At 59.7% G+C, this 25,410-nt stretch carries 31 protein-coding genes; 22 read left to right on the top strand and 9 right to left on the bottom strand.

Going from position 1 to position 25,410, the window contains the following annotated elements; genetic code table 11:
* The first annotated feature begins 519 nt into the window (after nt 1–519).
* The 3 genes from EV130_RS13565 (at nt 520) to EV130_RS13555 (ending at nt 2,921) form a co-directional block, all read left to right on the top strand.
* Nucleotides 520–813 carry an ArsR/SmtB family transcription factor gene (locus EV130_RS13565; protein WP_074061823.1) on the top strand — a complete coding sequence of 98 codons (294 nt, stop codon included), beginning with the start codon at nt 520–522 and terminating at the stop codon, nt 811–813.
* 106 nt (nt 814–919) lie between these two features.
* Nucleotides 920–2,044 carry an alkene reductase gene (locus tag EV130_RS13560; RefSeq protein WP_132660554.1) on the top strand — a complete coding sequence of 375 codons (1,125 nt, stop codon included), beginning with the start codon at nt 920–922 and terminating at the stop codon, nt 2,042–2,044.
* 73 nt (nt 2,045–2,117) lie between these two features.
* A complete protein-coding gene (locus EV130_RS13555) occupies nt 2,118–2,921 on the top strand; it encodes an aminoglycoside phosphotransferase family protein (protein ID WP_074061825.1) in 804 nt (267 codons plus the stop codon).
* Nucleotides 2,922–2,930: 9 nt separating this feature from the next.
* Here the strand turns inward: EV130_RS13555 and EV130_RS32550 are convergent, their stop codons facing one another.
* The 3 genes from EV130_RS32550 to EV130_RS13545 form a co-directional block, all read right to left on the bottom strand.
* A complete protein-coding gene (locus tag EV130_RS32550) occupies nt 2,931–3,068 on the bottom strand; it encodes a hypothetical protein (RefSeq protein WP_155774450.1) in 138 nt (45 codons plus the stop codon).
* Complete coding sequence (locus EV130_RS13550; RefSeq protein WP_022714246.1) at nt 3,049–3,333, bottom strand: DUF2188 domain-containing protein; 285 nt, start codon at nt 3,331–3,333, stop codon at nt 3,049–3,051. Before EV130_RS13550 ends, EV130_RS32550 begins: the two co-directional genes overlap by 20 nt.
* A 630-nt stretch (nt 3,334–3,963) precedes the next feature.
* The gene (locus tag EV130_RS13545; protein WP_132550527.1) at nt 3,964–5,166 is read right to left on the bottom strand and encodes a pyridoxal phosphate-dependent aminotransferase; all 1,203 of its coding nucleotides are present in this window, start codon (nt 5,164–5,166) and stop codon (nt 3,964–3,966) included.
* A gap of 63 nt (nt 5,167–5,229) precedes the next feature.
* On the opposite strand from EV130_RS13545, the gene EV130_RS13540 reads away from it, so the two are divergent.
* The 7 genes from EV130_RS13540 (at nt 5,230) to EV130_RS13510 (ending at nt 9,943) form a co-directional block, all read left to right on the top strand.
* Nucleotides 5,230–5,502, top strand: coding sequence for a hypothetical protein (locus tag EV130_RS13540; protein ID WP_132550529.1), 273 nt, complete (start codon nt 5,230–5,232; stop codon nt 5,500–5,502).
* 9 nt (nt 5,503–5,511) lie between these two features.
* Nucleotides 5,512–5,886, top strand: a complete 375-nt coding sequence (locus EV130_RS13535; protein ID WP_074061827.1) for a hypothetical protein — start codon at nt 5,512–5,514, stop codon at nt 5,884–5,886.
* An 80-nt stretch (nt 5,887–5,966) separates the two neighbouring features.
* Nucleotides 5,967–6,248 carry a hypothetical protein gene (locus tag EV130_RS13530; protein ID WP_132660552.1) on the top strand — a complete coding sequence of 94 codons (282 nt, stop codon included), beginning with the start codon at nt 5,967–5,969 and terminating at the stop codon, nt 6,246–6,248.
* 39 nt (nt 6,249–6,287) lie between these two features.
* Nucleotides 6,288–7,463 carry a PQQ-dependent sugar dehydrogenase gene (locus tag EV130_RS13525; RefSeq protein ID WP_081377080.1) on the top strand — a complete coding sequence of 392 codons (1,176 nt, stop codon included), beginning with the start codon at nt 6,288–6,290 and terminating at the stop codon, nt 7,461–7,463.
* 328 nt (nt 7,464–7,791) lie between these two features.
* A complete protein-coding gene (locus EV130_RS13520; protein WP_074061830.1) occupies nt 7,792–8,682 on the top strand; it encodes a DMT family transporter in 891 nt (296 codons plus the stop codon).
* A gap of 485 nt (nt 8,683–9,167) precedes the next feature.
* A complete protein-coding gene (locus EV130_RS13515; RefSeq protein WP_007534130.1) occupies nt 9,168–9,383 on the top strand; it encodes a cold-shock protein in 216 nt (71 codons plus the stop codon).
* A 146-nt stretch (nt 9,384–9,529) separates the two neighbouring features.
* Nucleotides 9,530–9,943 carry a BA14K family protein gene (locus tag EV130_RS13510; protein WP_074063240.1) on the top strand — a complete coding sequence of 138 codons (414 nt, stop codon included), beginning with the start codon at nt 9,530–9,532 and terminating at the stop codon, nt 9,941–9,943.
* 68 nt (nt 9,944–10,011) lie between these two features.
* Here the strand turns inward: EV130_RS13510 and EV130_RS13505 are convergent, their stop codons facing one another.
* A complete protein-coding gene (locus tag EV130_RS13505) occupies nt 10,012–10,656 on the bottom strand; it encodes an MBL fold metallo-hydrolase (RefSeq protein ID WP_132660550.1) in 645 nt (214 codons plus the stop codon).
* A gap of 276 nt (nt 10,657–10,932) precedes the next feature.
* On the opposite strand from EV130_RS13505, the gene EV130_RS13500 reads away from it, so the two are divergent.
* Nucleotides 10,933–11,550 (top strand): DUF1236 domain-containing protein, encoded by a 618-nt coding sequence (locus tag EV130_RS13500; protein ID WP_074061832.1) that lies wholly within the window; start codon nt 10,933–10,935, stop codon nt 11,548–11,550.
* Between the two features lie 294 nt (nt 11,551–11,844).
* Here the strand turns inward: EV130_RS13500 and EV130_RS13495 are convergent, their stop codons facing one another.
* Nucleotides 11,845–12,738 (bottom strand): branched-chain amino acid aminotransferase, encoded by an 894-nt coding sequence (locus tag EV130_RS13495; RefSeq protein WP_132660548.1) that lies wholly within the window; start codon nt 12,736–12,738, stop codon nt 11,845–11,847.
* 295 nt (nt 12,739–13,033) lie between these two features.
* On the opposite strand from EV130_RS13495, the gene EV130_RS13490 reads away from it, so the two are divergent.
* Genes EV130_RS13490 through EV130_RS13475 form a run of 4 tightly spaced genes read left to right on the top strand, consistent with a single transcriptional unit; the run spans nt 13,034 to nt 16,170 of the window.
* Nucleotides 13,034–13,477 carry a MarR family winged helix-turn-helix transcriptional regulator gene (locus EV130_RS13490; RefSeq protein WP_074061834.1) on the top strand — a complete coding sequence of 148 codons (444 nt, stop codon included), beginning with the start codon at nt 13,034–13,036 and terminating at the stop codon, nt 13,475–13,477.
* Nucleotides 13,478–14,176 carry a response regulator gene (locus tag EV130_RS13485; protein WP_074061835.1) on the top strand — a complete coding sequence of 233 codons (699 nt, stop codon included), beginning with the start codon at nt 13,478–13,480 and terminating at the stop codon, nt 14,174–14,176.
* A gap of 28 nt (nt 14,177–14,204) precedes the next feature.
* Entirely contained in the window at nt 14,205–15,581 is a 1,377-nt protein-coding gene (locus EV130_RS13480; protein ID WP_074061836.1) for an ATP-binding protein, read from the top strand.
* Between the two features lie 7 nt (nt 15,582–15,588).
* A complete protein-coding gene (locus tag EV130_RS13475; RefSeq protein WP_074061837.1) occupies nt 15,589–16,170 on the top strand; it encodes a DUF1349 domain-containing protein in 582 nt (193 codons plus the stop codon).
* Between the two features lie 43 nt (nt 16,171–16,213).
* On the opposite strand, the gene EV130_RS13470 is transcribed toward EV130_RS13475, so the two are convergent.
* The 4 genes from EV130_RS13470 to EV130_RS13455 form a co-directional block, all read right to left on the bottom strand.
* The gene (locus EV130_RS13470) at nt 16,214–16,555 is read right to left on the bottom strand and encodes a tRNA-binding protein (RefSeq protein WP_132550539.1); all 342 of its coding nucleotides are present in this window, start codon (nt 16,553–16,555) and stop codon (nt 16,214–16,216) included.
* Between the two features lie 9 nt (nt 16,556–16,564).
* Nucleotides 16,565–17,383, bottom strand: coding sequence for a pyrroline-5-carboxylate reductase (gene proC / locus EV130_RS13465; protein ID WP_132550541.1), 819 nt, complete (start codon nt 17,381–17,383; stop codon nt 16,565–16,567).
* 1 nt (nt 17,384) lies between these two features.
* Nucleotides 17,385–17,885, bottom strand: coding sequence for a type III secretion system chaperone family protein (locus tag EV130_RS13460; RefSeq protein ID WP_022714229.1), 501 nt, complete (start codon nt 17,883–17,885; stop codon nt 17,385–17,387).
* A gap of 392 nt (nt 17,886–18,277) precedes the next feature.
* Nucleotides 18,278–18,538, bottom strand: coding sequence for an accessory factor UbiK family protein (locus tag EV130_RS13455; protein ID WP_022714228.1), 261 nt, complete (start codon nt 18,536–18,538; stop codon nt 18,278–18,280).
* Between the two features lie 194 nt (nt 18,539–18,732).
* Here EV130_RS13455 and lgt point away from each other — a divergent pair, with 194 nt between their 5' ends.
* From lgt to EV130_RS13420, 7 genes are all read left to right on the top strand, one after another.
* Nucleotides 18,733–19,581, top strand: coding sequence for a prolipoprotein diacylglyceryl transferase (lgt, locus tag EV130_RS13450; protein WP_132660546.1), 849 nt, complete (start codon nt 18,733–18,735; stop codon nt 19,579–19,581).
* 21 nt (nt 19,582–19,602) lie between these two features.
* Nucleotides 19,603–20,703, top strand: a complete 1,101-nt coding sequence (locus EV130_RS13445) for a class I SAM-dependent methyltransferase (RefSeq protein ID WP_132660544.1) — start codon at nt 19,603–19,605, stop codon at nt 20,701–20,703.
* Nucleotides 20,704–20,802: 99 nt separating this feature from the next.
* On the top strand, nt 20,803–21,597 hold the full coding sequence (pgeF, locus tag EV130_RS13440; RefSeq protein WP_132660542.1) for a peptidoglycan editing factor PgeF: 795 nt from the start codon (nt 20,803–20,805) through the stop codon (nt 21,595–21,597).
* 4 nt (nt 21,598–21,601) lie between these two features.
* Nucleotides 21,602–22,753 carry a M24 family metallopeptidase gene (locus EV130_RS13435; protein ID WP_132660540.1) on the top strand — a complete coding sequence of 384 codons (1,152 nt, stop codon included), beginning with the start codon at nt 21,602–21,604 and terminating at the stop codon, nt 22,751–22,753.
* 98 nt (nt 22,754–22,851) lie between these two features.
* Nucleotides 22,852–23,673: a hypothetical protein gene (locus EV130_RS13430; protein WP_074061843.1), complete on the top strand. Its 822-nt coding sequence runs from the start codon at nt 22,852–22,854 to the stop codon at nt 23,671–23,673.
* A gap of 105 nt (nt 23,674–23,778) precedes the next feature.
* The gene (locus EV130_RS13425) at nt 23,779–24,711 is read left to right on the top strand and encodes a ribose-phosphate pyrophosphokinase (RefSeq protein ID WP_074061844.1); all 933 of its coding nucleotides are present in this window, start codon (nt 23,779–23,781) and stop codon (nt 24,709–24,711) included.
* A gap of 103 nt (nt 24,712–24,814) precedes the next feature.
* On the top strand, nt 24,815–25,303 hold the full coding sequence (locus EV130_RS13420) for a Kazal-type serine protease inhibitor domain-containing protein (protein WP_081377081.1): 489 nt from the start codon (nt 24,815–24,817) through the stop codon (nt 25,301–25,303).
* The last annotated feature ends 107 nt before the right edge of the window (nt 25,304–25,410 follow it).

Raw genomic sequence — 25,410 nt, 5'->3', positions numbered from 1 at the left:
CACACCATGCAACCAATGCATGACTGGCATGCACAAAAGAGGGTTGCCGTTTGCTCAATTAAACACCATATCGCACTCAGCTGATGCACACGGTGGCTTTTCCTCCCAGTTCCACCGCATTAGCTGTTCCCCTCTGGAGGTTTTTGACCTTCACACCTTAAAGGGCCCCGAATGTTCGGCGGCCCTCTTTTTTTGCCCGTAATCGCTGCATGGCAACATAATTTGTGCAGTGCATGGCAGGCATGCATAATAATGCATTGAAAGCTGCCCAAGAAAGCACCATATCGCCTGTAGCTGATGCACATCGGTGGTTTCTCTCCCAGTGCCACCGCATTAGCTGTTCCCCTCTGGAGGTTTTTGACCTTCACACCTTAAGGGCCCCGATCTTTCGGTGGCCCCTTTTTTTGCTTAAAATTTAAGCACCTCAAAACCGAACAAGCTCACGCCCTCGTGATTTGCATATCGAAAAACAGCGATCCATATATCGGAATAATTCGATTTATAATTCGGCACGAGACGATGGATAGGGACGAAATCCTGAAGGCGCTTTCCAATCCAATGCGGATGGAAATCCTCAACTGGCTGAAAGACCCGAAGGAGCACTTCCCCTCCCAGGAGCACCCTTTGGAAATGGGTGTCTGCGCCAGCCAGTTCGAGCGCTCCGGCCTTTCGCAATCAACCGTATCTGCTCATCTTGCAACATTGAGCCGCGCCGGCCTCGTCACGACAAGGCGCGTCGGCCAATGGGTTTTCTACAAGCGCAACGAAGAAACGATCGCTGCCTTCCTGATGCAACTAGGCCAGGATCTTTGAGAGCCTGATCCGTCTCGACGCCACCGCACCTGCCTATCTCTCCGCCGGGCCGAGTTGCCTCGCCCGTGACGGAGTGATCCTCCCGACAGAACAGGAAAGGACTTCCATGAACAAGCTTTTCGAACCCGCGCAGATTGGCGACATTGCCGTCAGGAACCGCATCGTCATGGCACCGCTTACCCGCAACCGCTCGCCCGGCGCCATCCCGAACGATCTGAACGTCGAATATTATCGCCAGCGCGCCACAGCCGGTCTCATCATCACCGAGGCAACGGCCATCACACACCAGGGCCAAGGTTACGCAGACGTTCCCGGCCTCTACAAGAAGGAAGCTCTCGACGGCTGGAAGCGCGTCACGGACGCCGTGCATGCAGGCGGCGGCAAGATCGTCGTACAGATGTGGCATGTTGGCCGCATCTCGCACACCACGCTGCAGCCGAATGGCGGCAGTCCTGTCTCCTCGACCAATAAAGTCGCCAGGGCGAAGACCTATCTGGTCAATGCCGATGGCACCGGCAGCTTCGCGGAGACCTCAAAGCCGCGTGCACTCGAGACATCTGAAATTCCCGGCATCATCGACGATTATCGCAAGGCAGCGCGCGCTGCGATCGACGCGGGTTTCGACGGCGTCGAAATCCATGGCGCGAACGGCTACCTGCTGGACCAGTTCCTCCGCGATGGCATCAACGACCGGACCGACTACTATGGCGGCTCGATCGAAAACCGGGCCCGCTTCACTTTCGAGGTAGTCGATGCCGTGACCAGGGAAATAGGTGCCGGCCGCACGGCGATCCGCATTTCGCCGGTCACACCCTCGGGCGAAAGCTACGATTCCGACCCGCGGAAGCTTTTTACCCATGTCGTCGAGGGCCTCGCCAGGCATGACCTCGCCTATATCCACGTTATCGAGGGCGAGACGGGTGGCGAGCGCGGCTACACGCAAGGAACAAATCCACCCTTCGACTACAAGGATCTGCGCCAGGCTTATGAAAGGGCCGGCGGCCATGCGAGCTGGATGGTCAACAACGGCTACGACCATCAGATGGCAATGGATGCCGTCGAAAGCGGCCGCGCCGACCTGGTCGCCTTCGGCAAGCCTTTCATCGCCAACCCGGACCTGGTCGAACGCCTGCAGAAGAACCTGTCGCTCAACACGCCGGACAACGCCACCTTCTATGGCGGCGGGGCAAAGGGTTATATCGATTATCCACGGCTCGAAAAGGTCGCCTGATTTTCAGACGCATCGGACGAAATCCCGCCTTGCGCGGGATTTCCTTTTCGGCTGCTGCCGTTAGAATGCCGCTATGTTCGAAACCCATCTCGACCGCTGGTCGCTGGCGCCGGACGGCGAACCGATCATCACCCATTCCAGTCACCTTCTGCCCGTTCTTTGGAACGGCAAGCCGGCAATGCTCAAGAAGTCTCGTGACGAGGCCGAAAGGGCCGGCGGTGCGTTGATGCACTGGTGGGGCGGCAACGGTGCCGCCAAGGTTTATGCACATGATGACGAGGCTGTTCTGCTCGAACGGGCAACGGGCAGTCGCTCGCTGCTGAAGATGGCGATGGACGGCGAAGACGATGAGGCAAGCAGGATCATCTGCCGCACCGTCCAGAGACTGCACGCGCCGCGCCAAAAGCCCCTGCCCGGCCTCATTCCGCTCCGCCGCTGGTTCCGGGAGCTGGCGCCAGCAGCGAGAACTTATGGCGGCATTCTTCGCGAATGCAGTGCTGTCGCTGAAGCACTGCTTTCCCATCAGCACGATCCGGTCGTGCTGCACGGTGACATTCACCACGGCAACATTCTCGATTTCGAAGAAGACGGGTGGCTTGCGATCGACCCGAAGGGCCTGATCGGCGAACGTGGCTTCGACTATGCCAACACTTTCGCCAATGAAGACCTTCCGGCCATCAGCGTGCCTGGGCGCCTGCAGCGCCAGCTCCGGATCGTTTGCATCGAAACGGGGATGGAGCCCAAACGCCTGCTGCGATGGATTGCCGCCTACTCGGGCCTGTCGGCGGCTTGGTTCCTCGGCGACAACATGAATTCGTCTGCTGAGAGCCCGCTTGCCGTCGCGCGCATCGCTCTGGCGGAGTTGCGAAAAGCCTAGCGGCTTTCGTCAATCAAGGTTGGAGGATTTTTCCTTCATGCGGCAGATCGTGCGGCGCGCAAGAGCCTTCGCCTGAATGCCGCCGAAATGCGGCTTCTTCAAATCGATCGTTGAACGGGCGCTCGGCTCAGGCACGCGGAGAGACATCGGCCGAACCGCCACCCTTCCATTTGGTATCGACGACTTCCGTCTCCGGCCGGTCGCCGCCTTCGGCATATTCTTCATGCCATTTGCCTTTCTCGTCCTGCCAGCTGATCTCGGCGGAATCGCCGCCGACCTGCTGTTCGGCCGCGACGATGCGGGCTGCCTCCAGCGCTTCGGCATGAGACGGGAATGCTTCGGAATAGACCTCTCCGAGCCTGTAGGCCCAGCCGCCGTCATGGGGAACGACCTCGTAAACCACCTTGATCATGCACCTCTCCTCTTTTCTCGTTACGCGATCTGTCGGCAATCAGCCGAAAAGTCGCCGGACTGCATCCGGTTCTATCGCGCGCGGCAAGGCGAGAATGACGAGGCACGCCGCGATTGCTTCCGGCTGACCAATATCGGCAGTATTCCATTAAATGGACAAGACTGCAAATTCGCCCCGCAGTCGCACTGCCTGATAGGGAAGATCATCGCCTGTCGACAAACGAATCACAACTCAAGTCCGGCGGACGGCCTGCCAGCCTGGTCGATCGTTACAAGCTGCAGCCCGTCGAGCTGGCATTGGCGCCCAGCGCGGTTGCGGGGATCGCCGCTGGCTTCGGATCATCGAAGTCGTGTGCGATGAACATCTGCGTCCTCGTTTGTCCTTGCTCTCTTGAAGGCGTGGCCGCTCATGGTTCACCCCGGCGCGGGCTTTTGCGGGAACAATATCGAAGACAAGATGGCATCCCCTCCTCGGCCTCGCGGGGCAAGGTCAGTCTTCCCAATCTTGGGATCACGGGTCGACACTGTCTTCATGCGTCAAATGCCGCCACAGGCAGCCACCGTCAACGACCCGATGAAAGGCAAAGACCCGCCATCGCTGACGGGCCCTTCTTCAGATCTGCCAACTGGTTTACTTGCAGGCAGCGCAGAAGCGCTGGATGCGCTTGCAGGCTTCCTCGAGCAGAGCTTCCGAGGTCGCATAGGAAATGCGGAAGTTTGGGCCGAGGCCGAAGGCCGAGCCGTGCACGACGGCGACGCCTTCGCTTTCGAGCAGCTCAGAAACGAAATCTTCGTCGGTCTCGATAGCCTTTCCCGAAGGCGCGGTCTTGCCGATCAGGCCGGCGCAAGACGGGTAGACGTAGAAGGCGCCCTCCGGCGACGGGCAGGTGATGCCTTTAGCCTGGTTCAGCATTGAAACCACCAGATCGCGGCGACCCTCGAAGATCTTCTTGTTCACCGGGATGAAATCCTGCGTGCCGTTCAGCGCCTCGACGGCGGCCCACTGGGCAATCGACGTCGCACCGGAGGTCTGCTGCCCCTGGACCATGTCCATCGCCTTGATGAGCTGCAGCGGCCCGGCCGCGTAACCGATACGCCAGCCGGTCATGGCATAGGCCTTGGAGACGCCGTTCATCGTCAGCGTGCGGTCGTAGAGTTTCGGTTCGACTTCGACCGGCGTGACGAACTTGAAGTCGCCATAGGTCAGGTGCTCGTACATGTCGTCGGTCAGCACCCAGACATGTGGATGCTTGAGCAGCACTTCGGTCAAGGCCTTGAGTTCGCCATGCGTATAGGCAGCACCTGACGGGTTCGACGGGGAGTTGAATACGAACCACTTGGTCTTCGGCGTGATCGCCCTGTCGAGATCAGCTGCCTGGAGCTTGAAGTTGTTTTCCTGCGTGGTCGCGACGATGACAGGTGTGCCGCCGCAAAGCGCCACCATCTCCGGATAAGACACCCAGTAGGGAGCCGGAATGACGACTTCATCGCCCGGGTTCAGCGTCGCCATGAAGGCGTTGAACAGGATCTGCTTGCCGCCGGTGCCGACGATCGTCTGCTCCCAGGAATATTCCAGGCCGTTCTCGCGCTTGAACTTAGCGGCGATTGCCTTGCGCAGCTCCGGGATGCCGGAAACCGGCGTGTACTTCGTCTCGCCGCGGTTGATCGCGTCGATGGCGGCCTTCTTGATATTGTCCGGCGTATCGAAGTCCGGCTCGCCGGCGCCGAGGCCGATCACATCGCGCCCCTTTGCTTTCAGCTCTCGCGCTTTCTGGGAGACGGCGATGGTGGCCGAAGGCTTCACACGGGAAAGAGCATCAGCAAGAAAGGCCATGATATCGGTCCTATATGATTGAAACGGGCAGAAGGCCGGGACCGGAGTTCTGCGATTAGCTCTATGTCCAATGTGCGGCGGCATTTCAAGCGCAAAGGCGTGATGGAGCCAATGATTCTTAATGATCAATTGTCGGGCGGGGCGACCGAAGCATTTATCGCTTTGCGAAGATCACACTCTGGAGAGATGCGAATTTCTTCGCTGGAATCAAAAACTTCGATGGATTTGGCATTTGCCATGATTATGCCGCAACAAATGACGCGGCATGCCGCAATTCGGTCGCGAGCCTGCCGGGATCTGGGCCTCATCTTTAGCGCTCCCGCAATTGCTTGTTGAGGTATGCCAATGTTTCTGGAGGACGAACGAGCCGCAGCGCGGCTTCGTGCCCGCCGGGTTTCGCTTTCTTTCTTGATTGCAGCAAGCGTCGTCGCCGCTTCAACGATGATGGCATGCGGGGTCATTTCGACAGCTCGCGCCGAAGGGACGCCGCAATTGCAAAGGACCGAGCAAACAACTGGCTCGGTCACCGCACCGGTGCCGGCAGCAGCCGAAGCGACCACCCTGCCGGCGGCTTCGGCGAAGCCGCCGCGGATGACCACACACGCCGACGGGCAGATCATGCGCGGGCTGAGCATGCTGCTTTTCGCCCTGACCGCAGCGGGCGCGCTTGCCGTATGGCGCCGCCGTATCAAGCGACTGATGACCACGAGGACCCGGTAATGGTGTCAAATCCCCGCAACGGAAGCCGGCATCAGGATGCATACGGATTCGAACCGCTTCCTTCTTACATCGAGCTGGCCATGGCGACAGCTGCTGCCGCAGCCCATGACGGGCCGCAGCAGCGTGAGAAAGGTTTCCTTTTCTCGCGCTTTTCGACGGTTGAGCGGATGATTGTGCTCGCCATCGCCGGGCTTGCACTTTACGGCGTCGCGCTGCTGAGCGATGGCTTCTACATCAAGGGAAAGGCTGCCGTCGCGCAGGTCCTGGTGCAGCGCGCCTTGGCGGGATCCGCGCTGGTCGAAACGACGCCGACCATTTCCATTCAACCTCAAAACACAAAGCCGTTATCCGCGACGCAATAAGGTTGAAGCGCGCTTGCCTCCGCTCCACGTTGAATGCGGATGAAAGCGATGGGGAAACGCCACATGACTATCGCCAGAACATTCGCAGCTTCGCTGCTTTTTGGCGCGCCCCTCTTCGCGCCCGGTTTCGCCGCGGCGGCAGAAAAAAGGGTCGAGACCGAGAAAGTCGCAGTGATCGTCGAAACCCTGGCCGAAGGGCTCGAACACCCGTGGGCTGTGGAAGCGCTGCCTGACGGCGCCTATCTGGTGACCGAACGGCCAGGGCGGATGCGGATCGTCAAGGACAGCAAGCTCTCAGATCCGATCGGAGGCGTGCCCGACGTGCGCGCCCGTGGCCAGGGCGGTTTGATGGATGTGGCCGTTGCGCCGGATTTTGCAACGAGCCGCACGATCTATTTCACGGCTTCGACCGCCAATCGAAAAGGCTCGGGAACCAAAGCCTTCAGCGCCAGGCTTGCCGCCGACGGCAGCAGACTCGAGAACGTGAAGACGATCTTCACGATGAAAAAGTTCACCGGGGGCAATATTCAATACGGTTCGCGCATCGCCATCGCGAGCGACGGTACTCTCTTTATCAGCATCGGCGATCGCGGCGATCCCGATCGCTCGCAGGACTGGAAGGATGATGCCGGCTCGATCGTGCATATCAATGCCGATGGCAGCATCCCTGCGGACAATCCGTTCAAGGACAGCGCAAAGGCGCTGCCGGAAATCTGGTCGAAGGGCCATCGCAACCCGCAGGGCATCACCTTCGACATCGCCGACGGTAAACTCTACACCGTCGAGCACGGCGCGCGAGGCGGCGACGAAATCAACGTCATTGAACCCGGGAAGAATTACGGCTGGCCGATCATCAGCTATGGACGCAATTACTCCGGCTCAAAGATCGGCGAAGGAACGGCCAAGAAAGGACTGGAACAGCCGCTGCATTATTGGGACCCGTCGATCGCGCCAGGCGCGCTCGCCATCTATCGCGGCAACATGTTTCCGGAATGGGACGGAAACTTCCTTGTCGCAGCGCTCAAATTCGAACTGCTCTCCCGCATGCAGCGCAATAAAAACGGTACCCTGGTTGCAGCTGAGCAGATTTTCGAGGGTGATTACGGTCGCCTGCGGGATGTTGTCGTCGCACCGGACGGTGCGCTCTTGATCGTCACCGACGAGGACGATGGCGCGCTGCTGCGTGTCTCGCGCTCCGACCGCCAGAACGGCTAGGCTCTTCACAGACCGAGCCGAAGCAGGATTTCCCGCAGCAAATCCTCACGACCGTCGTCAGGCGCGCCGCCTTCGAGCAGCGCATCATCAATGCGCGAGAGCCGGCAAACCGCTGATCCCGTAAGCGGGCACGCGCGCCGGCAGGGTCCGCTGCCCATCCTTCAGGCCGGCTTTTTTTGCAAGAGAAGCTCCGGTATAACCGGCGGTCATTCTCCTGACGCCATGCACGCAATCGCGGTACTCCGAACGAGCCCTCCTTCGCCCTTGCCGGAATGAAATGCAACTGGTAGGCGTCCACGATACATCCTGCCCCACATCGAGGACTGATATGACGCGCGTCCAGGCGAACCTTCTTCTATTGATTGCCGCCGCCATCTGGGGCGGCGGCTTTGTCGCGCAGTCTACGGCCATGAAGGCAATCGGTCCGTTCTGGTTCATAGGGTTGCGATTTACGGTCGCGACCGTCGCCGTCCTGCCTTTCCTGTTCCTTGAAATGCGTAAGGCCAGTGTCAAGACCACGCGCCGGCATCTGAGCTGTTATGGCTTGATCGGCCTTGCCCTTTTCGGCGGCGCTTCGACGCAACAAATAGGGCTTCAGACGACGACCGTGACGAACTCCAGCTTCATCACCGGGCTCTATGTCGTCTTCGTGCCGCTGATCGCAGTCACCTTCCTGCGCCGACCGCCGCACTTAATCGTCTGGCCGGCTTCCATCATGGCCGTCGCCGGTATCTACATGCTGTCCGGCGGGCAACTTTCCGCGCTGAGCACGGGCGACGGCCTGACAGTCGTTTGTGCCGCGTTCTGGGCGATACAGATCACGCTCGCCGGCACGACGGTCGCCGAGACAGGAAGGCCGCTTATGCTGTCGGCAGGCCAATTTGCCGTGACGGCGGTCGCCGCGCTCATCATAGCGGCATTTCTCGAGCCCATCAGCATGGAGGCGATCTTAGGCGCGGCACCGGAGATCCTCTATGTCGGCGTCTTCTCTTCGGGCGTGGCTTTCGTGCTGCAGGTGATCGGCCAGCGCTACACCACCCCGTCGCAAGCCGCCATCTTCCTCTCTTGCGAGGCGCTCTTCGGATCGGCGCTCGGCGCCCTGCTGCTTGGCGAGACGATGCCGCCGCTCGGCTATGCGGGCTGTGCGCTGATGTTTATCGCTATGCTTGTGGTCGAATTGGTACCGGAGCTCGGAAAAAGACGCAGCCAGCCCGCCTGAGCTATGGCCTTTTTTGAATTTGAACGGCAATTGCGGAAAAAATTTTAGCGCAGGGGCCAGGACGCGCTGTCGTTGCATTTTTGGGAAAAACTGCCCTCAACTTATACTGCAGGCAATACGAAACCTTAATCATTGGTGGACTGCGAGCGAAATTTTGCGTTTTGGCGCAAATAGGATAGCCGGCCTGAATGTGCTTTCGATAACACGTTAAAAAACTTTTGCTTGCCAATTCCCCTTAATCGCAGCAATCTCACGGCGTTCGGGCATTTTGCGAGCATGGGAAGTCCTTAAAGTATGTGCGCGCCGGAAACGCTAATATTCCGGTCAGCCGGTCTCGCCAAGACGGGGAATAATCCCGTCATGAGACAGGCCGAGGTAGAGGGGACCTTTTTCTCGAATTTCAAGAATTGCCTGCCAACGCCCCGCAAGGGACATAGTTGATGCTGCCCGTGTGGATGGCGGGCAGAGAGAAAAGGACCTGACGCATGGCCGAGACTGGCACTGTAAAATTCTTCAATACCGACAAAGGCTTCGGCTTCATCAAGCCAGATAAGGGTGGCGCCGACATCTTTGTTCACATTTCTGCCGTTCAGGCTTCCGGCCTTGCCGGCCTGACGGAAAATCAGAAGGTCAGCTTCGACACCGAGCCGGATCGCCGCGGCAAGGGCCCCAAGGCCGTCAATCTGCAGATTGCGGGCTGAGGCCTCGACAAGGCCGTCGAATTCGAGTGCAGGCCCGGCAGCTATGCCGGGTTTTGTCATTCAGCGCCCGTTCAGATAGCCGCCACTATCTTGTCATCATCACGGTGCAGGAACCGCTCACGGGGTTCCAACAACAGGATTTGATCATGAACAGGCTCGCCAAGACATTTCTTCTGACCGCTACTGCCGCAGCCCTCACCCTTTCTGTAATCGGCGATGCATCCGCCCGTGACCGCTGGCATCATCATGACAATGGCGACGCAGCTCTTGTCGGCGGCGCCGTCGGTCTCGCAACCGGCCTGATCGTCGGCTCTGCCATTGCCAATCAGCCGCGCTATTATGAAGAGCCGCGCTATATCGATCCGCCCTATGAACCGGAATACGAAGCCGTGCCGGTTTACCGCGCACCGCCGCGTTACTACGCCCCTGTCCGCGCTGATGTCGAACCCTGGACGCCGCAGTGGGAGCGTTACTGCTCTTACCGCTACCGCAGCTTCGACCCGAGAAGCGGCACTTTCGTCGGCAACGACGGTCGTGAGCACTTCTGCACCGCAGGCTGATCCGCAAACGATTTATAAAGCAAGGCGCCGCTTGCCGGGCGGCGCTTTTGTTTTGGCGTCTGGCACGCTCAGATACCCCTGAGGAACGGATTGCCACGTCGTTCGTCGCCGATGCGGCTGCCAGGGCCATGCCCGCAAATGAAGCCGACATCATCTCCCAGAGGCAGTACCTTGTCACGGATCGATTCCAGCAGTTTCTGGTGATTGCCACCCGGCAGATCGGTTCGGCCGATCGAGCCGTTGAAGAGCACGTCGCCGAGATGGGCGAAGTTCTGGGCGCGATTGAAATAGATGACATGTCCGGGCGCGTGACCGGGTGTGTGATAGACTTCAAACACGTGGCTACCGAAGGAAATTCTGTCGCCATCCTTCAGCCAGCGGTCCGGCACCACGTTTTGAAGACCGGTAATGCCGTATTGCTGCGCCTGTATCTCGATCCGCTCCAGCAATGGCCGATCGTCTTCGTGCGGACCGACGATTTCAACGCCGAGCGCTTCCTTCAGTTCTTTCGCGCCGCCTGCGTGGTCGAGATGTCCGTGCGTCAGCCAGATCTGCTTGATGGTCAAGCTGTTGTTAGCAAGCGTTTTGAGAATGACCGGCACATCGCCGCCCGGATCGACGACTACGCCCTCCTTGGTGTCCGGATCGAAGAGAACCGTGCAGTTCTGCTGGAACGGTGTCACCGGAATGATTCCGGCCTGGAGCATGCTCATGATATGCCTCGCTTGTCTCTGCCTGCTTCCGATAAGCCGGAAAGGTCATCAACGCCAGCCGCTTTTTGGCAGGAATCACCTTTGCCTCACGCCTCAAGACGCATCGTAACAACTGTTCATCGCGTCTGGAATGGCAGCATGCTCTTCCCAGTTATCCTGGTATTTCAAGTGGTTGCGATTTTCCGATGAATCCAGATTTCAACCCGTGCGGCCAACTGGCGGAACCAGATGGTGAACGGAGCGTTTTCTTCTCCAGCTAAAGCAAGGAGACAAAGAATGACCTTCACGAGAAATCTTTTCCTGGCAGGTGCCGTGCTCGCCGCGAGCGCTGGCCTTGCCCATGCGGAAATGAGCGCGACGGCCATCAACGACCTCAATGTGCGTTCCGGGCCAGGCCCGCAATATCCCTCGGTCGGCGTCGCAACGCGCGGCTCTGCGGCCATCTTGGATGGCTGTATCCAGGGGAGCCGCTGGTGCCGCGTCGATGTCAACGGTATGCGCGGCTGGGTCTATGCCAAATACCTGCAGGTCGAGCGCCAAGGCAGCCGGGTGATCGTCGAAGAGAACGAGGCCGTTCTTGGCGTCCCCTCTGTGACGTATGAGTCGACCGCAGCCGTCGTGCCCGCTGATCCGCAGCCCGCGCCGGGCGATGAACTGCTTGGCCCCGTCGGTTCCGTGGAAGCGATAACGCCACCGGAGACCGTCCGCACCTATATCGAAACCACGCCGACGCAGACGGTTCGGCTGGGTGGTGATGTCGTCGTGGGTGCCGAGGTTCCCGATACCGTGACCTTCCAGGAGATTCCCGACTACGAATACCGCTATGTGCGCATCAACGACCGTCCGGTGCTCGTCGATCCCGGCACCCGCCGCATCGTCTATGTCTATCAGTAAGCTTGCAGTGTGAGGCGGTCTTTTGACCGCCTCATCGCGTCAGAGCTGCCCGCAACTTCATGCCGAACTCAATCTCGCATGAATTGCGCGTTTGCCCTTTCCTCCTCGACCGATAAAATCGCGACACGTCGCAACCTTGGCGGTGGTATCTTTCGTCGGCCACGCGGCATTGACCGGGCTGATTGCCGGCAGCATCGGCGGCTCGAAGCGTGTCGGCCTCGGATGATGAGGGCGGACGCGGTAACAAAGGTGCAGTGCGCGGCAGGCGCGGCCGGACTTCAGTCCGATCGCACGTTACTCGTCCGCAACAGACGCGGCCGGATAAACTTCCTTCATGTAGTCGTTCATCAGCGTCTCTGAGATCGTCGCAGGCGTGAATTTATAAGGTCCGATCTCGGAGACCGGCGTCACTTCCGCAGCAGAGCCCGTCAGGAAGCATTCGCTGAAGCTCGAAAGCTCTTCTGGCTGGATTGTCCGCTCGACGACCGTATAGCCGCGGCGCTTGGCAAGTTCGATCACCGTCTGGCGCGTGATGCCGTTAAGGAAGCAGTCGGGAACCGGCGTATGGATGACGCCCTCCTTGACGAAGAAGATGTTGGCGCCCGTCGCTTCGGCGACCTGGCCGCGATAATCGAGCATCATCGCATCCGCATAGCCCTTGGCCTCCGCGGCATGCTTGGAGATGGTGCAGATCATGTAGAGGCCGGCGGCCTTCGAGGAAGACGGCGCCGTCTTCGGGTCGGGGCGGCGATATTCGGCGATATCGAGGCGGATGCCCTTGAGTTTTTCGGCAGGATTGAAGTAGCTACCCCACTGCCAGATGGCGATCGCGACATTGATCCGGTTCGCTTGCGCCGAAATCCCCATCATTTCGCTGCCGCGCCAGGCGATCGGGCGCACATAGGCCTCGGAAAAGCCTTGGCGCTTCAACAGTTCGATAGTTGCCGCATCGAGTTCGTCGACCGAGTAGGGAACCTTGAATCCAAGGATATCAGCGGACTTGTGAAGACGCTGATTATGCTCCGTCAGCTTGAAGACGCGGCCGCCATAGGCGCGCTCGCCTTCGAACACCGCGCTGGCATAATGCAGACCATGCGTCAGCACGTGAACCTTCGCGTCCTTCCACGGCACGAATTCGCCGTTGAACCAGATTTCGCCATCCAACTGGTCGAAGGGAACTGAAGCCATTCTCGTAATCCTCCGGCGCCCGCACGCCATGCCTGTTGATTGTTGCCCATATTACGATTTATCCACTACGCAGTGGGGAAAAATGCGTTGTATGGGGAGGAAAGACGGGCTGTTTTCGAACGAACGTCCCGCCTTCGCAAAGTCCGGGGACGCTAACAGCGGCGTAAAATTGTGTCAACAAAGCTGACATATCTTTGCTAAAGTTCCCCGGGGCCTTTAGAACGAGAAAGGAAATGACGTGGCGACACGACAGACCAGCTCGAAAGTCACCAAAGCCGAACCGTTGGCCGCACCGATGGAAAACACCGGCATCATCGATTTCGAGATCATCGAGCTCTTCTTCTTCGCTTATCGCGATTTCGTATCTGATCCGGATGCGATCCTCGAAAAAAGCGGGTTCGGCCGGGCTCATCATCGGGTAGTGCATTTCGTTAACCGTGAACCGGGCATGACCGTTGCCGATCTTTTGGATACACTGAAAATTACCAAGCAGAGCCTTGCTCGAGTACTCAAACAACTGATCGATTCGGGGTATATTCGTCAGGTTGCCGGGCCTGAAGACCGGCGCCAGCGTAAGCTTTATCCGACTAAGACCGGGCGCGAGCTCGCGCTCGCTCTGGCGGAGCCGCAATCGCGCCGCATTGAGAGAGCATTCGACGGTGCCGCTCCGGACGTGCGCGAAAGCGTGAAGGCATTTCTGAGGGGTATGAGGGACAGACAAACAACGAAAGCGGGTTGAATGGCGGGGAAAACAATCATTTCTGATGACGCGGCGCATCTGCTGGTGGTCGATGACGACACCAGAATACGCGCTCTTTTGAACCGTTACCTGACAGAGAACGGCTTCCGGGTGACTGTGGCTGCAGATGGTGCCGAGGCGCAACGCAAGCTTGCCGGGCTCGACTTCGATCTCATCATCATGGATGTGATGATGCCGGGCGAATCCGGCATCGACGTGACGCGCGGCCTGCGCGCCATCAAGAACGTACCGATCATCATGCTTACTGCGCTCGCGGAATCCGGAAATCGCATTGCGGGCCTTGAAGCGGGCGCCGACGATTATCTCTCGAAGCCTTTCGATCCGCGCGAACTGGTACTGCGCGTCAATAATATCCTGCGCCGCAACGCCTCGGACGCGCCCAAGATCGAGCAGATCATGTTCGGCCCATACACTTTCTCGCTCACCCGAAAGGAATTGAAGAAGGCAACGGAAGTGATCCGCCTCACGGACCGTGAGCAGGAAATCATGCTGCTCTTTGCCAAGCGCGCCGGCGACACGATTCCGCGGCACGAGCTCATCGGCAGCGACGTGGATGTCGGCGAGCGCACGATCGATGTGCAGATCAATCGCCTCCGCCGCAAGATCGAGGACGATCCAGCAAATCCTGTCTGGCTCCAGACGGTTCGTGGTATAGGATATAGGCTGAGCATCGATTGATGGCCTCAACGTCAGGATCGCGACAGTCATGGTAACTTTCGAATCCCTGCGCCGCGAAGAACGATCGCCGGCCTCCGGATGGAAAGGGTTCGGCCGCTGGCTGCGCCGCCGCCTGCCGACCGGTCTCTATGTCCGTTCGCTGCTGATCATCATCATTCCCATGGTGCTCCTGCAGTCAGTCGTCGCCGCGGTCTTCATGGAGCGTCACTGGCAAATGGTGACGCAACGCCTGTCGATGGCCGTCACCCGAGATATTGCGGCGATCATCCAGATCATCGAAACCTATCCGCAGGATACCGATTACAGCGAGGCCACTCGCATCGCTCGCGAGCAGTTGAACCTGCAGATTTCGATCGAGCCCGACGGAGATCTGCCGCCACCGCGCGAAAAGCCGTTCTTCTCCATCCTCGACGGTATCCTGAGTGATGAGATCCGCGACCAGATCAAACGCCCCTTCTGGATCGACACGGTTGGAGACTCGAGCCTCGTCGAAATCCGCATAAAGCTGGACGACAAGATCCTGCGCGTTTTGACCAAGCGCAACCAGACCTACGCGTCGAACACGCACATCTTCATCGTTTGGATGGTCGGAGCTTCTCTCGTGCTCATCGGAGTATCGATTCTCTTTCTGCGCGGCCAGATTCGGCCGATCCTGACGCTCGCGCAAGCCGCCGAAAGCTTCGGCAAGGGACACAAACACGATGATTTCTATCCGCGCGGAGCCGATGAGGTCAGGCGCGCGGGGCTTGCCTTCATCCTGATGCGCGAACGCATCGAACGGCAGATCGAACAGCGAACCGCGATGCTGACAGGCGTCAGTCACGACCTACGCACGGTGCTCACGCGCTTCAAGCTACAGCTTGCCCTTGCCGGCAACAGCCCGGAACTCCAAGGACTGAATGACGATGTCAACGACATGCAGTCGATGCTCGAAGCCTACATGGCCTTTGCGCGCAGCGAGATCGAGGAAGACGTCGGAGAATTAAAGCTCACAGAACTGCTCGGAAAGATCGCAACGGACTTCGCCCTGCACGAAAAGCAACTCACCTATTCGATCGAAGGCGAAGACAAGATCTCGGTTCGGCCGAACGCATTTACGCGCCTGGTGACCAACCTCGCGTCCAATGCCCGTCGCTATGCCAATTCGCTGAACATAGAAGCGAAGCACGGCGCAAAATGGCTGACTCTGAATTTTGACGACGATGGCCCTGGCATTCCCGAAAAGAACCGCGAGGATGTCTTCAAGCCCTTCTTCCGTCTGGATGAGGCACGCAATCTGGACGATTCCGGCACCGGGCTCGGCCTTGCGATCGCGCGCGACATTGCCCGTAGCCATGGTGGCAATGTCACTCTCGGCGACAGCCCGCTCGGCGGCCTGCGCGCCACCATCCGCATCCCAGCGTGAGTTCCAGATGGCAATCGACCTGAACGGGATGACCTGGCTCAATCCTCCGCCCTTGGCAGAGCTTCACGAGGGTGCATTGCATGTTCGGTCCGGCCACAAGACAGACTTCTGGCAAGGTACCTATTACGGGTTCCACCGTGATGACGGCCATTTTCTGTATCTCCGGCGCAAGGGCGACTTCACGGCACAGGTGACATTTTCCGGACGCTATCAAATGCTGTACGACCAGGCCGGCATGATGGTCCGCGCAGATTCAGCACACTGGATGAAATGCGGAATCGAATATACCGACGGCGCAAAGCATTTCAGCACCGTCGTGACCAATGGCAATTCCGACTGGTCGGCCTTTCGCGTCGAGCACGATTTCGAGCTGCTGTCCCTGCGCGTTACCCGCAACAAGGATGCACTTTTCATTCAGTACCGGAGCGATCGGATCAGCGAATGGCGAATGGCGCGCCTCGCCTGGTTCGACCCGTCGATTGAGGAGGTTATGGTCGGCCCGGCATTCTGTTCGCCGCAGCGCTCCGGTTTTGAAGCCATCTTTCATGATTTCGAACTGACTGATCCTGCCTCGCGCGACATTCACTGATCATCAGCACGGCGCATGGAACAGATTACGTCTCAAACTCGGACTACATCAGCTTCCTGCCGTTTGGCACCGGCTTGTCGGTTGCAGCAAGAACGATCGCACCGGATTCGTCTTCGAAGCCGAGCGTCAGCACTTCCGAGCGGAACGGTCCGATCTGGCGGGGCGGGAAGTTCACCACTCCGAGTACCTGGCGGCCGACGAGGTTTTCCAGCGTGTAGTGAACGGTGATCTGCGCCGAGGATTTCTTGACGCCGATTTCCGGCCCGAAATCGATCAGCAACTTGACCGCCGGCTTGCGGGCTTCCGGAAAGGGCTCGGCCTCAATGATCGTGCCGGCACGAATGTCCACACGCTCGAAATCGGCGTAGGTGATTTCTTCAGTCATCGCGCATCCTCAACCGGCAAGCTCTTCGGCACGCGCGCGTGCAGCCGCAAGAGCCTCGTCGAACAGCGGCTGCATGCCTTTTTCTGCCATAAGCACCGAAAGCGCCGCGGCCGTCGTGCCGCCTGGCGAAGTTACGTTCTGGCGAAGCTTCGAGGCGTCGTCGGGGGACTGGTGTAGGAGTTCACCAGCCCCCGCGACAGTCTCCCGTGCAAGGCGCATGGCAAGGTCCGCCGGCAGGCCAAGTTTACGGCCCGCTTCTGCCATACACTCGACGAGATAGAACACATAGGCCGGGCCGCTGCCGGACAATGCCGTTACGGCATCGATGTCCGATTCGGCCGAAACCCACTCGACAGGACCCGAGACGCTAAGAAGCGCATGAACGCGATCACGCTGCCCGGCACTGACGCGCGGATTGGCGAAGGCGCCGGTGACACCGCGGCCGATCATGGCGGGCGTATTGGGCATGGCGCGGACCATGGCGGCTTTGCCGAGATGCTTTTCGAGGAACGCCAGCGTCTTTCCGGCAGCCACCGACACGACCACCGTCTTCGGCCCGACGGCGCTCTTCACCGGCGGCAGGACTGTTTCCATCACCTGCGGCTTAACCGCGAGGAAAATGACATCCGCTTTCATGCCGGCGGGAACGGTTGGAGCATGGGTCGCGCCCGCATCGCCGATGACCTTCATCATCGCCGGCGACGGACCCGGATCGACCACGACAACGCAGGATCCCGGAATTCCGCTCTTCAGCCAGCCGGAAAGCATCGCACCGCCCATATTGCCGGCGCCGACGAGAACGACTGTTTCGGAAGACGATGGTGACATCTTACGCTTCGCCGACCGTTTCGAAGAGGACTGCTTCCATAGCTTTGGCGGCATCCAGGCCGGACCATATGACGAACTGGAACGCCTGATAGTAAGCTTCGCAGGTATCGAGAGCGCTGGAAAGCAAAACTTCCACCTGACGGTTCGTTGGCTCGGCACCGCCCGCCAGAAGCAGCGACTGCCGGAAGATGATCACGTCTTCCTGCCGCCACAGATCGAAGTGACCCATCAGAACCTGCCCGTTGATCGCCGCCAGAAGCTTGGTGACCTCGTTGACGCGAGCTTCTGGAACCTTGATGTCGAACGCGCAGCCGAGATGCAGCGCCTCGAATTCCTCCATCCAGGAGAAGGAAACGTGGTAATCGGCCCACTTCCCCTCGACCGTCATTGCGATCTCGTCCTCGCCCGACCGCTCAAACGACCAGTCGTTATTGGCGGCGACGTACTCGATCATGTCGACCGGGTTCGACTGACGCTCGAATTCCAATTCCATAAGGCTCATGCAGCACCTTCTTGACCGGAATGAATGCGACTGAACTTGAGTTTACGAACACAAGAACAGACACACGCAAAACCGGAACCACCACTTGATGTTCGTTGAACCGCTGCCAGACCTAACGCAGTGAACCTGCCCGGAGCCTACAATGTCCGCTTCGAATCATCATTTAAAATCAGTGTATAACGCCCCCGGTGACAAGCCAGCCCCTCTCCGGTCATTTCCGGAAAGGCACTGTGGACAGCCGTTCGGAATTTGATTTCAGAAGGAGGTTGTAAGCGACTCTGCGTATTGGCTTTTTTGGCAGTGTCCACAGGTGGAAAACGACACCTGATTTTTTTGTCGATGAAGAGGCGTGCCGCTCAAGCGCCACACCGTGCCCTGTGCCTGAATGAGATTTACTTCGTTTTTGCAGCAAGTTTTGCTTCGAGCGCGGCGACTCGGGCAAGCAGCGCCTCGTTCTCGTCGCGCGCCTTGATCGCCATTTCGCGGACAGCCTCGAATTCCTCGCGCTTGACCACATCCATTGTATTCAGCCAGCGCTCGGCCTGGGCGTTGAAGGCGGTCTCGATTTCCTTGCGCACACCCTGGGCAGCGCCCGCTGCATCCGTCATCAGCTTGGCGAATTCGTCCATGATGCGGTTTGTTCCACTCGTCATGGCGGTTGTTCTCCTTCCCACCACATGATTTTGATCGGCGAAAAGCCCTGAGGAATGAGGTAGGGCTTTGATGTGTGGGATGCAAGCGCTTTGCTCTGGATAATCGGCTGCGGGCATTTGGTCTGCCTCACAATCGACTTGACCGCTTCGTATCGCAACGCCATGTTCCGCGCACAACAACGGGTGGAAAAGCCTTGCCGACTGCAGCCAATCTTCTTTCGATCATGCCCTTTCCGGATATCGATCCGATCGCCATTTCGATCGGTCCTCTGGCTGTTCACTGGTACGGGCTTGCCTATGTGGCAGGCATCCTGCTCGGATGGCTCTATGCCCGGCAGATCGCCGGCAATCACGCGCTTTGGCCGGGCAATGCCTCGCCGATCACCAAGGCGCAGATCGACGACTTCATCGTCTGGGCAGCCATCGGCATCGTTCTGGGCGGCCGCATCGGCTACATCCTTTTCTACGATCTGCCGGCCGTGATAGAGGACCCGCTCCGTGCCATCGAGATCTGGAATGGCGGCATGTCCTTCCACGGCGGAACCATCGGCACGACGATCGCCATGATCCTCTTTGCGCGCAAGAACAGCATTCCGATCTGGAGCCTTTTCGACATCGTCGCCACAGTGGTGCCGATCGGCCTCTTCTTCGGCCGCATTGCAAACTTCGTCAACGGCGAGCTGTGGGGGCGGCTTACGGATGTGCCCTGGGCAGTCGTATTCCCGACGGGCGGGCCGTTTGCGCGGCATCCGAGCCAGCTCTATGAAGCAGGCCTTGAAGGCATCGTGCTGCTGCTTTTTCTTGCCCTCGTCGTCTACGCTTTCCGCGCGCTGAAATCACCAGGGCTCGTTACCGGTCTCTTCGTCTGCGGCTATGCGCTGTCACGCATATTCGTCGAATTCTTCCGCGAGCCGGATCAGCAGCTTGGTTACCTACTCGACACGAACTGGCTGACCATGGGCATGGTCCTTTCTTTCCCGATGATCTTGCTCGGCATCTGGGCGATGGCGCGTGCCCGCCGCCAGGCCGCTTTGCAGCATTGAGCCCGTCAGGACGCTACGATCATGACGACCGCACTCGGTGAAAAGATAAAGGCGATCATTCAGGCGAACGGGCCGATCAGCGTCACGGACTATTTTTCCCTCTGCCTCGCTGATCCGCAATATGGCTACTATCGCACTCGCGAGCCCTTCGGCCGGTCCGGCGATTTTGTCACTGCGCCCGAAGTCAGCCAGCTCTTCGGCGAAATGATTGGGGTGTTCGTCGTGCATGCCTGGCAGCGCCATGGCGCGCCGGCAGGCGCGCGCCTCGTTGAAATCGGCCCCGGGCGTGGGACGATGATGGCTGACATGCTGCGCGTCATCGAGCGTCTCGCCGCGCCGCTTTTCGAGAATATGACGGTTCATCTCGTCGAGACGAGCGAGCGCCTGCGCGATATCCAGCAACAGACACTTCACGCACATGAGGGCAAGATCAGTTGGCATTCCGATTTCGAGGAAGTGCCACCGGGTTTCACGCTGATTGCGGCAAACGAGCTTTTCGACGCCATTCCGATCCGTCAGTTCGTCAAGACGCCAACCGGCTTTCGCGAGCGCATGGTTGGCCTTGACATCGATGGCGAGCTGACATTCGCCGCCGGGATCGCCGGCATCGATCCGGCACTGCTGCCTGGATTACCGCAGGCAGCGCCGGCAGGCACGCTGTTTGAAATATCGCCGGCCCGGCAGGCTGTGATGATGAGGATCTGCGATCGCTTGAAGGCTTTCGGCGGCACGGCGCTTGCGATCGATTACGGCCATCTCGTCACCGGCTTCGGCGATACGCTACAGGCCGTGCGCATGCACGAGTTCGATCCGCCGCTTGGCCATCCCGGTGAAGCGGACCTGACAAGCCATGTGGATTTTGAGGACCTTGCAAAAACGGCCGTCGGCGCCGGGCTGCATCTCAACGGCGCGTTGCACCAGGGCGATTTCCTGATCGGCCTCGGCATTCTCGAGCGCGCTGCCGCTCTCGGCCGCGATCGTGAACCGCGCACCCGGCAGATCATTCAGGATGCGGTGGACCGTCTGGCCGGCTCCGGCGAAGGCCGAATGGGCGAGCTTTTCAAGGCGATGGCGGTCTCCTATCCGGCCGTCGATCTCATGCCGTTCCGTCCGGTGGATTGACAGGATGCGCGGCCCTGGGCCAACATCCGGCGCAATCGAGAATGCTTCGCCGGGCGGGCCGGCGGACAATGGCTCCGTTCAAACACCCCGGAATCACCGATGCAAGACGCGGCCTTCCCCGCACCGATCGAAAGCGCTCTATTGAACGAAGCGGCCGGCGAAGTGATCCGCCACGGCTATTTCACACGGGCGGGCGGCGTTTCGGAGGGGCTCTATCGCGGCCTGAATGTCGGGCTTGGCTCGAACGACGACCGCGCAAAGGTAATGGAGAACCGCCGTCGCGTCGCCGCCTGGTTCAGCCAGCCCTTGGAAAGGCTCGCGACAGTCCATCAGGTTCATTCGCCAGATGCGGTCACCGTCGACAGCAGCTATGACGGCACGCGCCCTGAGGCCGACGCGCTGGTCACGGCAACGCCGGGCATCGTCCTTGGCGTTCTCGCTGCCGACTGCGGCCCGATCCTGTTCGCCGACCCGGAAAACCGGGTGATCGGCGCGGCACATGCCGGATGGAAAGGCGCACTGACCGGCGTCCTGGAAAACACCGTTGCAGCGATGGAAAGGCTTGGCGCAAAGCGCCGGACCATGATTGCCTGCCTCGGCCCCTCGATCAGCCAGACAAGCTATGAAGTCGGCCCGGAATTCGTCGAGCGCTTCGTCACATACGATTCGACTTACGAGCGCTATTTCATTCCTTCGAAGACGTCGGCCCATGCCATGTTCGACCTTCCGGCCCTGACCATCGACCGGTTGCTGAACGCGGGTGTGCGCGCCGAAAGCCTTGGCATTTGCACCTATCCGGACAGCGAGCGCTTTTTCTCGTACCGGCGCACCACACATAATAAGGAGCCGGACTACGGCCGCCAGATTTCAGCGATCAGCATCAGGGAGTTTTGACCGCATGGCACTGCATTTCGAAAGAGCCGAATTCGCAAGCCGCCTCACGCGCCTTACTGACCAGATGCGCGCAGAAAAGCTCGATGCCATCCTGCTTTTCGCGCAGGAAAGCATGTACTGGCTGACGGGCTACGACACGTTCGGCTACTGCTTCTTCCAGACCCTGGTGGTCAAGGCCGATGGCACGATGTCGCTGATTACCCGCTCGGCAGACCTTCGTCAGGCCAGGCACACGTCGATCCTCGAAGACATCCACATCTGGGTCGACCGCGTCAATGCCGACCCGACCCTCGACCTCAGAAACCTGCTGGTCGACATGGACCTGCTCGGTGGGCGCATCGGTGTCGAATACGACACCCACGGCATGACCGGGCGAATCGCCCGCCTGCTAGACGCCCAGCTTTCCACCTTCGGCCAGATCGTCGATGTCTCCTATCTCGTCAGCCGCTTGCGCCTCGTGAAAAGCCCGGCAGAGGTGGTCTATGTCGAGCGTGCCGCAGCCCTTGCAGACGATGCTCTGGATGCCGCTGTCGAGCTGACGAAGCCCGGCGCCGACGAGGCGGACATCCTTGCCGCCATGCAGGGCGCGGTCTTTTCGGGTGGCGGAGACTACCCCGCCAACGAATACATCATCGGTTCCGGCGCGGACGCCCTGCTCTGCCGCTATAAGGCGGGCCGCCGCAAGCTCGATGCAAATGACCAGCTTACGCTCGAATGGGCAGGCACCTATGCCCATTATCACGCCGCCATGATGCGCACGATCGTCATCGGCGAGCCGACGCACCGCCACCGCGAACTCTACAACGCTTGCCTGGAAAACCTGCAGGCGATCGAAACCGTGCTGAAACCGGGGCACACCTTCGGCGACGTCTTCGACATGCATGCGAAGATCATGGACGAGCGCGGGCTTGCCCGGCATCGGCTGAACGCCTGCGGCTATTCGCTCGGCGCCCGCTTCTCGCCATCCTGGATGGAACATCAGATGTTTCATGTCGGCAATCCGCAGCCGATCGAGCCGAACATGTCGCTCTTCGTGCACATGATCATAGCCGATTCCGACACCGGAACGGCCATGACGCTGGGCCAGACCTACCTAACGACGGCAGATGCGCCGCGCACGCTTTCCCGCCACTCGCTCGATTTCATCGGCGCATGATGGGCAATCACCGGCAAGATTCCGGAATTGACAGCCGACAGCCCCCGCCCCCATAAATCAGGCGGGCTGATGCGAATGAGGGAAGGACGACGACAGCGATGACGCGAGCTCAGACTGCGCCGATACTCCTTGTCTGCCTGGCCGCGCTTTCTTCTTGCAACACCACCGACGCGCTAACGCCGCAAGTCGATATCGGCGACTCGTCGCTTGGTCGCACCTCACCCGTCACCCAGCGCGAAGTCGAGCGCATGGCGGGTTCAGAGCCTTTGCGGGCCTTTGCCGGCGAATCCAGGCAGGCAGGCTACCATCCGGCATACAACAATCAGACTTACAGATCCGGTCCCGGCGCGCCGCCGACGACAATGCAGGCGCAGGCCGATGCGCTTGCTCGGCGCGGACCCTCGCCCGCGGCTTCGCAGCCTGTCGACGCGAGGACGCTTGCCGAACCGGTTTCCAACGCGCAGGCGGAAGAAGAAGACATGGGCAATCTGGCCCCTGGCAGCCAGCAGAAACGGGTCGCAGCCATCGATCCTGCCGCCTCGTCTGCAATCGGCGGCAACACCGTTCGCTTCCTGCCGATTATCGGCGCTCCCGTCCAGGCAGTGACGCCGCTTTCCCGCCAGCTCGGCGCCGAGGCGCGCTCGCACGGTCTGTCGATCAAGAGTTCGAACGACACCAGCAGCGACTATATCCTGAAGGGTTACCTCTCGGCCTTTACCGACGACGGCAACGTGACCGTGGTTTACGTCTGGGATATCCTCGACGGCAGTGGTACCCGCCTGCACCGCATTCAGGGACAGGAAAAGGTTCCTTCCGCAGCAGAAGATCCCTGGGTCGGTGTTCCGGCCTCCGTCATGCAGCAGATCGCCAGGAAAACGATCACCGAGTTCGATTCCTGGCGGCAGGCGCGCAACGGTTAGCAACAGGCTTTTTACAAATATCAAAGCCTGTGGCGCCTTTGCGCTTGCATTCGGAAGCAAGCTGGCTAAAAAGCGCGGCTATCGGCAGACAACAGGCGGGCCAAAATGAAGGTTTTCGCAGGCAATTCGAACCGGCATCTCGCCGAAGCGATCTGCACCTATCTCAATGTGCCCTTGGGCAAGGCCAGCGTCAGAAGATTTGCCGATCAGGAAATCTTCGTCGAAATCCAGGAAAACGTTCGCGGCGAAGACGTCTTCGTCGTCCAGTCGACCTCCTTTCCGACGAACGATCATCTGATGGAACTGCTGATCATGATCGATGCGATGCGACGTTCGTCGGCGCGCCGCATCACGGCAGTTCTTCCCTATTTCGGTTATGCCCGCCAGGATCGCCGCGCCTCAGGGCGCACGCCGATCTCCGCGAAACTGGTTGCCAACCTCATCACCGAGGCCGGGGCCGACCGGGTTCTGACGCTCGACCTGCATGCCGGCCAGATTCAGGGATTCTTCGACATTCCGACGGACAACCTCTACGCCGTTCCGGTGCTGACGCGCGATATCAAGGCCAATTACGACATCAGCAACGTCATGGTCGTCTCGCCCGATGTCGGCGGCGTCGTCCGCGCCCGTTCGCTCGCAAAACGCCTCGACTGTCTTCTGGCGATCGTGGACAAGCGCCGCGACCGCCCAGGTGAATCCGAAGTCATGAATATTATCGGCGACGTCGAAGGCAAGGATTGCCTGCTGATTGACGACATCGTCGATTCCGGCGGCACGCTTTGCAACGCCGCCGATGTGTTGCTGGCCCAAGGTGCGGCAAGCGTCACCGCCTACATCACCCACGGCGTTCTTTCCGGCGGCGCGGTCACCCGCATCACGTCGTCGAAGCTGCGCGAACTGGTGATCACCGACTCCATCCAGCCGACCACCGCCGTCCAGTCGGCCCACAATATCCGCGTGATTACGACCGCAACCCTGATCGGCGAAGCGATCAACCGCACCAGCCAGGAAGAATCTGTTTCAAGTCTCTTCGACTGAAAGTTCTCCGCGCCCACAAAATATTAGGCAGGGTTGTATTTTATTCTTCTTCGGCAGCGCGCTTTCGGCTACTTTCGCGCAAGCGATTTGCATGAGAAGCCCTATGACCGCCATCAGGATGAAACGTTCAGTAGCCTTCAAACGCCTTGCGCTTCTTGCGCTTGTTCCCCTGCTCTGTGCCTGCACGATGGATGTCGATCCAGGTCCATCGCGACCCTCGCCCCGCCCGTGGCCACCGCAGCAGCAAATGTGCACCATGGAATATGCGCCGGTCTGCGGCGAACGCGGGGGCCGGCTTCAAACCTTCGGAAATGCCTGCCAGGCTCGCAACAGCGGCTTCATGATCGTCGGCCGCGGCGAATGCCGCCGCGCCCCACCGGTTGCGCTTCCCGAGCCGGATCGTCCCGGACGCCCGCCCCGGCCGGATCGCCCGAACAGGCCTGACCGTCCGGAACGCCCGGGCGGCATCTGTACGCGCGAATATGCGCCGGTCTGCGGTCAGCGCGGCCGTCAGACACAGACCTTCCCGAACTCCTGCGAGGCTGGCAATGCAGGCTTCCGGATCATCAGCGGCGGCGAATGCCGCTTATGATCATCTGGCCGATGGCGGCGATGATGTTGGCCTGAAGTCCCCGCGCGCGCCACCCGACTTGCCAAGCTGTCGGCCACTCTTAGGCGCCAAAGAGTGGCAGTGACAGT

The organism is Rhizobium azibense (assembly GCF_004342325.1).
Taxonomy (GTDB): Bacteria; Pseudomonadota; Alphaproteobacteria; order Rhizobiales; family Rhizobiaceae; genus Rhizobium; species Rhizobium etli_B.
This window is presented reverse-complemented; position numbering and strand designations above follow the sequence as displayed.